The sequence below is a fragment of the Prevotella sp. MGM2 genome (assembly GCF_002933955.1).
Taxonomy (GTDB): domain Bacteria; phylum Bacteroidota; class Bacteroidia; order Bacteroidales; family Bacteroidaceae; genus Alloprevotella.
On sequence record NZ_BEWW01000120.1, the window covers coordinates 1 to 6,334 of the forward strand.

The window sequence follows — 6,334 nt, forward strand, 5'->3', positions numbered from 1 at the left end:
AAAATTCCAAGTAACCTTTTTTTCGATGGAAATCTGCTGGGGAACGTCCTGTTTCCTTATGGAAAATCAGGGCCGGACAAGGGAGAAAGTGGAAACTGAGAAGAAAAAGGCGGGCCTGTGTGGAGCGCGGCTGCCGGGCCGTTTGTCATGGCTGTTTCCGGCGTTTTCTCCCCTCTCGCCTGATAGTCATTTTAAAGGTAATTCGTAACTTTGTGGTTGGAGAGGCAGCGGATGTCTTTTCGTTGCCGGAAAGGCCATGATGGCGTGTGCCGGCGTTGTTTTCAGTTGGCTGCTCCCGATGGCAGTAACCGACGGGACGGTTGATGGCCGGCAGCTGTTTTGATGCAATGGAGAATAATCAATCATTGGAATTATGAAAATACATCAGATTGTGTTCAGCCCTACGGGAGGAACGGAAAAGGTTTGTCAATACCTTTGCGAAGGTTTGGGCGGTGAGACTGTTTTTACTGACTTGTGCCTGCGGGCAGACCGCCTGCAGGTGCCTAGCATAGAGGCCGACGATGTGGCGGTGATAGCCATGCCGGTGTTTGCCGGCCGTGTACCGGCCGTGACGGTGGAGCGGCTCAGAGGAATCGACAGCTGCGGTGCCCGTTGCGTGGTGGTGGCGGTGTATGGCAACCGGGCCTACGACAACGCCTTGCTGGAGATGTGCGATGTTGCCGCCGGCATGGGGTTCCGCGTCGTTGCCGCCGTTGGGGCTGTGGCCGAACACAGCATTGCCCGCGTCTATGGCACGGGAAGGCCGGATGCGGCCGACCGTGACGAGCTGGCCGGCTTTGGGCGGTGTGTCAGGGAGAAACTTGAAGGCGCTGTCGGGCCGGACACGTTGTGCGTACCCGGAAACAGACCTTACAGGCCGCTTCAAAAAGGACCTGCCCCGCAGGCCGACGGACGGTGTACCGGCTGTGGCGCCTGTAGCGCCTTGTGTCCCGTCGGTGCCATTCCTTCCGACAATCCGGGCGGGGTGTCGGAGGAACTTTGCATTTCCTGTATGCGCTGTGTATCCGTGTGTCCTAACAAGGCCAGAAGTATCGGGCCGGTGGAGGCGATGGTCACGGAAAGGCTGAAGCCGCTGTGCACCGTGAGGAAGCGTAACGAGCTGTTTGTGTGAATGGCGGGAAAGCATGAAACGAAAACGGCCGGCCTGAATCCATAAAGGTTCAGGCCGGCCGTTTTCTTGCCTTTTCGGTTATAACCAGAGATAAAATCAGGTGACGGCTATTTTACAATTTTGCCATCCAACAGATGAATTATCCGATCGGCATAACCGGCATCTCTCTCCGAGTGTGTGACCATGACGATTGTAGTTCCCTGTTTGTTAAGTCGTTGGAGTTGAGACATTACTTCAGCGCCATTTGTTGAATCCAGGTTGCCTGTCGGCTCGTCGGCCAGAATCAGAGGACAGTGCGTAACGATGGCCCTGGCGATGGCCACCCGTTGTTGTTGTCCTCCTGAGAGTTGTTGGGGGAAATGTCCGGCCCTATGAGCGATGTTCATCTGTTCCAATGCCTCCGTTACTTTTCGTGTCCGTTCAGGCTTTCTGACGGATGAATAAACCAATGGTAACTCCACGTTTTCGAATACGGTCAGCTCGTCTATCAGATTGAAACTTTGAAAGATAAAACCGATGTTTTTCTTCCGGAAATCACTCAACCGGTTCTCGTTCATTCCGGTTATTTCATGCTCATCAATGAAATATTTACCGGAGGTAGGTGTGTCAAGCGTTCCTAAAATATTCAGCAGGGTGGATTTTCCACATCCCGACGGACCCATGACAGCTACAAACTCACCTTTCTGAATTTCCAGACTTACGTCATTCAGTGCTCTGGTCTGTACGTCTTCTGTTGTGAAGACCATGGAGAGGTTCTCTATTCTAATCATATTGTCAGATGTTTTTATTTATTCGTTTCTCAGAATGCGCATGGGTTTGAGGCGGATGACACGCCAAACCTGGCGGGCTACCGTCAGCAGGGCAATGCACATTACCAGTGCAAAGGCGGTGAGATAGTCCCACCAGGGCAATGTGATGTGGAAAGCATACGTTTCGAGCCATTCATTCATCAGGATGATGGAGACAGGCGTTCCCAGTGCTGTTGCCAATACCGTGAGAAGCATCAGTTCCCGCGTCAGTACGATGAAGAGGCTTTTCCTGCCGGCGCCTAAAACCTTTCTTATTCCTATTTCCCTCACACGGGCCATTGTGGAAAAGAGGGTCATGATCCACAGGCCCAGGCAGGCCACAAATATCGCCAGTAAGGAGGCGCAGGTGAAGATCCGGCTGAAATTGCGGTCGGCCTTATACAGGTCGTCGTTATAGTCGCTCAACTTGAAATAAGAGAAGACGGCCGTAGGGAAATAAGCCTTGTATATCCGCTCTATTTCAGAGAGCCGTTTGGAGTCGATTGCGGTTTTTACTTGAATGGAAATATACGGTGTGGCGATAAAGGGCACGCGTTCTTTCATGAAGAACATGATCGGCTTGTATGGTTCGGCCAGTGACTGCTGATGATAATTCTCTGCAACTCCGATTATCTCCAACGGCTCCTGGAGCACCTCCATGGCCAATTGTTGTCCCAAGGCCTCTTCCGGAGAGGAATATCCGAGCAGCCGTACAGCCTCTTCGTTCAATACGACCTTATTAAGCTCATTCCCGTAATTTTCGGAGAAAGTACGGCCGCACAGCATCTTCGGAGCGTAGAGTGACAGATAATCGGTGTCGACCGCAAACATTTGTATCAGTTTGGATTCGGTAATGTCACTGCCGTAGGGACGGTTCGTAAAATAATTCGCTACCTCCACGCCCGGCACGGCACCTGAAACTGCCACATGGCTTATATAGGATTCCTGTTCCAGTCTTTTCTTGAAATGGTTCATCTGTTCAGACATGTTTTCCGTTAGAGCCGGATGTTTCAACACCAGTACGTGGTCAGACATGACAGAAGACGTTGCCCGCTGCATATAATGTATTTGCCTGATTACTACAAATGTTCCTGAAATTAATATGAAAGAGGCCATGAACTGAAGGATGATCAGCAGCTTTCTTATTTTGTTTCCTTTCCGGCTATGCAGCAGTTTTCCCCGTATGATGTCAGACGGTTTGATGCGGGTAAGCAAGAACGATGGATATGAACCGATGAAGAAGGTTCCGCAGATGAATATCATCAATGCCATGCCCCAGCATCCGGGGGATGTGAGAACATCAGACGCGAAGTCTTGTCCCACCCAGCGGGAAACGACAGGCAACAATACCTCTATCCATCCGAAGGCAACAATCAACGCCAGCAGGTTGAATAACCCCGACTCAAGCAATCCTTGTATGATGATTTGGCGGCGGGATGCCCCGAACACTTTGCGGAGTCCGAATTCCCTGCCCCGTTCCAAATAACGGGCGATGGTGAGATTCAGAGCGTTTACCCAGCCTATCAGCAGTAAGGAAACAGCCATGAATGAAAGGATATGAATGGCTGTTTTGCTGCCTTTTTTTTCTTTTTCGTAGGACTTTCGGGGAGTCAGATGTATGTCTTTGAGCGGAATGAGTTCTATTCTCCAATCTTTATGTTTCAAGGCGGCAGTCTTATACTTCTGCGATATGGGGCGAAAGGCTTTCTCTATGTCATGCGGATTCTTGCCGGGTTCGAGACGGATGTAAGTATATACACCGTGAATATACCAGATGTCGCGCCGGGCTTCCGGGATAGAGGAATATGACAGCAAAAAGTCATAACGTAAATGGGAATTGTACGGCATGTCCGCAATCACTCCGGTTACTTCAAAGTGCTGTTCCGATGAAGGTGTCTTGAAAGTCAGTATTTTGCCAATAGGGTTACTGTTCATGAAATAACGGTGTGCCGCGCTTTCCGTAATGACAACGGTATTGGGACGAACCAGTTGTCCTTCCTTTTCTCCTTTGATTACAGGAAAGTTGAACAAGTCGAAAAAGGAGGGTTCCGTATAGCAATAACGTTCTTCTATGAACTGGCGGTCGTTATAGGTCACTTCCTGCTCACGGTCCTGTGCCGTCACTCTTACGTACTGTTCGATGCCGGGAATCTCGCGGGACATCACGGGAGAGTGGCCGAACGTTGTCGTTGCCCAATTGTCCGTCAATTCATTGCCTTCATAAAGGCGGCTTTCTACGCGATAAATCCTGTCGCCGTTATGAAAGGAGTCAAAACTTAATTCGAATCTCACGTAAAAGAGAATCAGCAAAGCCGCGCCGATACATACGGAAAGGCCGAAGACATTGAGAGCGGAAAGAGATTTTTTCGCTCGTTGACTTTTGATGATTTGAGAGAAATATTCCATTATCGTAAATTTAAGCGTTCATTTTTGCCAAATAAGTCGTATCCGGAAATAATGATTTTTTCTCCGGGTTTCAACCCCTCCAGTACTTCGCAATGCAAAGGATTCTGACGTCCTAAACGTATTCGGCGGCGCCGGGCCTCTTTTTCTTCCTTATCCACTACATATACGTATTCCCCGCCACCTGACTGGCAGAAACTTCCCCGTGGAATGATGACAGCCCTTACCGGACTGCCCAGTTGCAGATCCAGGTGATAGGTTTGTCCGGAACGTATGTTTGCCGGTCGGCCGGAAACGAAGTGCAGGTCAGTCCGGAATTGTCCGTTTTGTACTTCCGGATATACTTTTGTCATTCTCATGTCATATTTTTTCCCGTCACGTTCGAAACTGGCTGAAAGTCCGGCATGGATGCGTTCCACATAATGCTCGTCAACTTTGGCTTCAACTTTCAATTCCGGTGTAATGATCTGCCCGATACGTTCGCCTTGGGATATGGATTGTCCTATTTGGGCTTCTATGTTTCCCAACAGCCCGTCGACAGGCGCTTTAATCTTTAAATTTTCCAAGCGTTCACGTACCAGTGAGAGGCTCTTCTTGATGTTTTGAATGTTTTCTGTCAGACTTTGAAGCTGATTGCCGCGTAACTGCGTGTCCTGTCTGATTCTTTCATCCAGAACTTTAATCTGCTCGGATGCCGAATTGTAATCTTCCTGAGCTTGCAGATAATCCTCACGTGAGGACAAATTCTTCTCGTAAAGATGTGAAAACTGTTCGAAGCGGCGTTTTTTTTGTATCAGGTCCTTGTTTAATCCGATACGCTCTTGCTTTAAGCGCAGGTGCTCCTGTTCCATATTCAGGCGGGTGTTGCGGAGTTCGTTTTCCTGATAGGTCAGGTTTGCCTCGCTTTGTAGAATCCCTATGTTCAAAAGAGGATTGCTCAGGCGGATAATCACATCTCCGGCTTTCACTTGTGTTCCTTCCTCAATGAGACGTTCCTCAACACGTCCGCCCTCTATGGCATCGAGATAAATGATGTGGTCGGGAATAACTTGCCCTGCCACCCGGATGTAATCGTTGAATTCCCCTTTCTCTACGGTGGCAATGGTGATACTGCCTTTGTTTACGTTCATAGAGGAGGAAGTGTCACGGAATATGAGCCACAACAAACCTGCAAAAATGATAATCGGACAAATGGCAATGAGGATAATCTTCTTCGGAAACCGGGATTTCTTCTCAATTTTGACGTCCATACCGTTATAATCAATCTGATTCGTCATTGTCTGAACTATTAGTGTTAAGTTATTACTGTAGAAACGCCCCCTCCCAGTAGAACTGCATTATCCTCTTTTTCAAACGATACTGCAACCTGGTGCGTACTGTCTCAGCTTTGGCACGTATATGGCGGTTGCGTTTTTCCAGCAATTCAAACACCGACACCATGCCTTCCTTCCATTTTTCTTCGCTTTCTTTCCATGTGGCGGAAGCCGCGCTAAGTTGTTCTTCTGCCAATCGGCATTCCTCAATGATGGCCTGAAAAGAAAGATATGTATCATGAATTTCTTTATAGAGCGATGAACGCTGCTGTTCGTTTTCATTCTGTACTTGTTGCAAACGAAGCCTTTCCTTCCTTACGGCTCCCAGGCGGGACAGCCCGGCAAACAGTGGCAAAGATACGGATACTCCAATGTACTTGTTCATATTATCGTTTAATTGTTTTCGAAATGGGACAATGCCTCCGAATTTGTTTTTCTCTGTGTCGTAATATCCTGTATTCATATTGAAATCCATGCGAATGGAAGGGTAAAAACTCCCGTTTGCCACAGACAACGACTTACGCGAAGCCTTTTCCCTCATTTTCATCACCTGAAATTCCGGAAGAGTGGATTCGGAGATGGAATAAATCTCATTCAAAGTCAGAGGATATGCCGTTGTATCTATCTTCTCCTCTGCCATGACAACGGATAGCGTGTCAAGATCCTTCATGTTCATGAGATTCTTCAGAGTCAATAGA

Annotated in this window: 5 protein-coding genes; 1 reads left to right on the forward strand and 4 read right to left on the reverse strand. The window is 48.5% G+C overall.

Annotated elements, in window-relative coordinates; all coding sequences use genetic code 11:
- Positions 1-373: 373 nt before the first annotated feature.
- Positions 374-1,132, forward strand: coding sequence for a 4Fe-4S binding protein (locus C5S62_RS02605; protein WP_104403926.1), 759 nt, complete (start codon positions 374-376; stop codon positions 1,130-1,132).
- Between the two features lie 107 nt (positions 1,133-1,239).
- Here C5S62_RS02605 and C5S62_RS02610 read toward each other — a convergent pair whose 3' ends face one another.
- The 4 genes from C5S62_RS02610 to C5S62_RS02625 form a co-directional block, all read right to left on the reverse strand.
- Positions 1,240-1,902 (reverse strand): ABC transporter ATP-binding protein, encoded by a 663-nt coding sequence (locus tag C5S62_RS02610; protein WP_104403927.1) that lies wholly within the window; start codon positions 1,900-1,902, stop codon positions 1,240-1,242.
- A gap of 18 nt (positions 1,903-1,920) precedes the next feature.
- Positions 1,921-4,326 carry an ABC transporter permease gene (locus tag C5S62_RS02615; protein ID WP_104403928.1) on the reverse strand — a complete coding sequence of 802 codons (2,406 nt, stop codon included), beginning with the start codon at positions 4,324-4,326 and terminating at the stop codon, positions 1,921-1,923.
- Positions 4,326-5,573: an efflux RND transporter periplasmic adaptor subunit gene (locus tag C5S62_RS02620; protein ID WP_172486057.1), complete on the reverse strand. Its 1,248-nt coding sequence runs from the start codon at positions 5,571-5,573 to the stop codon at positions 4,326-4,328. Before C5S62_RS02620 ends, C5S62_RS02615 begins: the two co-directional genes overlap by 1 nt.
- A gap of 52 nt (positions 5,574-5,625) precedes the next feature.
- Positions 5,626-6,334, reverse strand: a 709-nt coding sequence (locus C5S62_RS02625; protein ID WP_145958209.1) for a TolC family protein, incomplete at its 5' end; no start/stop codon positions are given.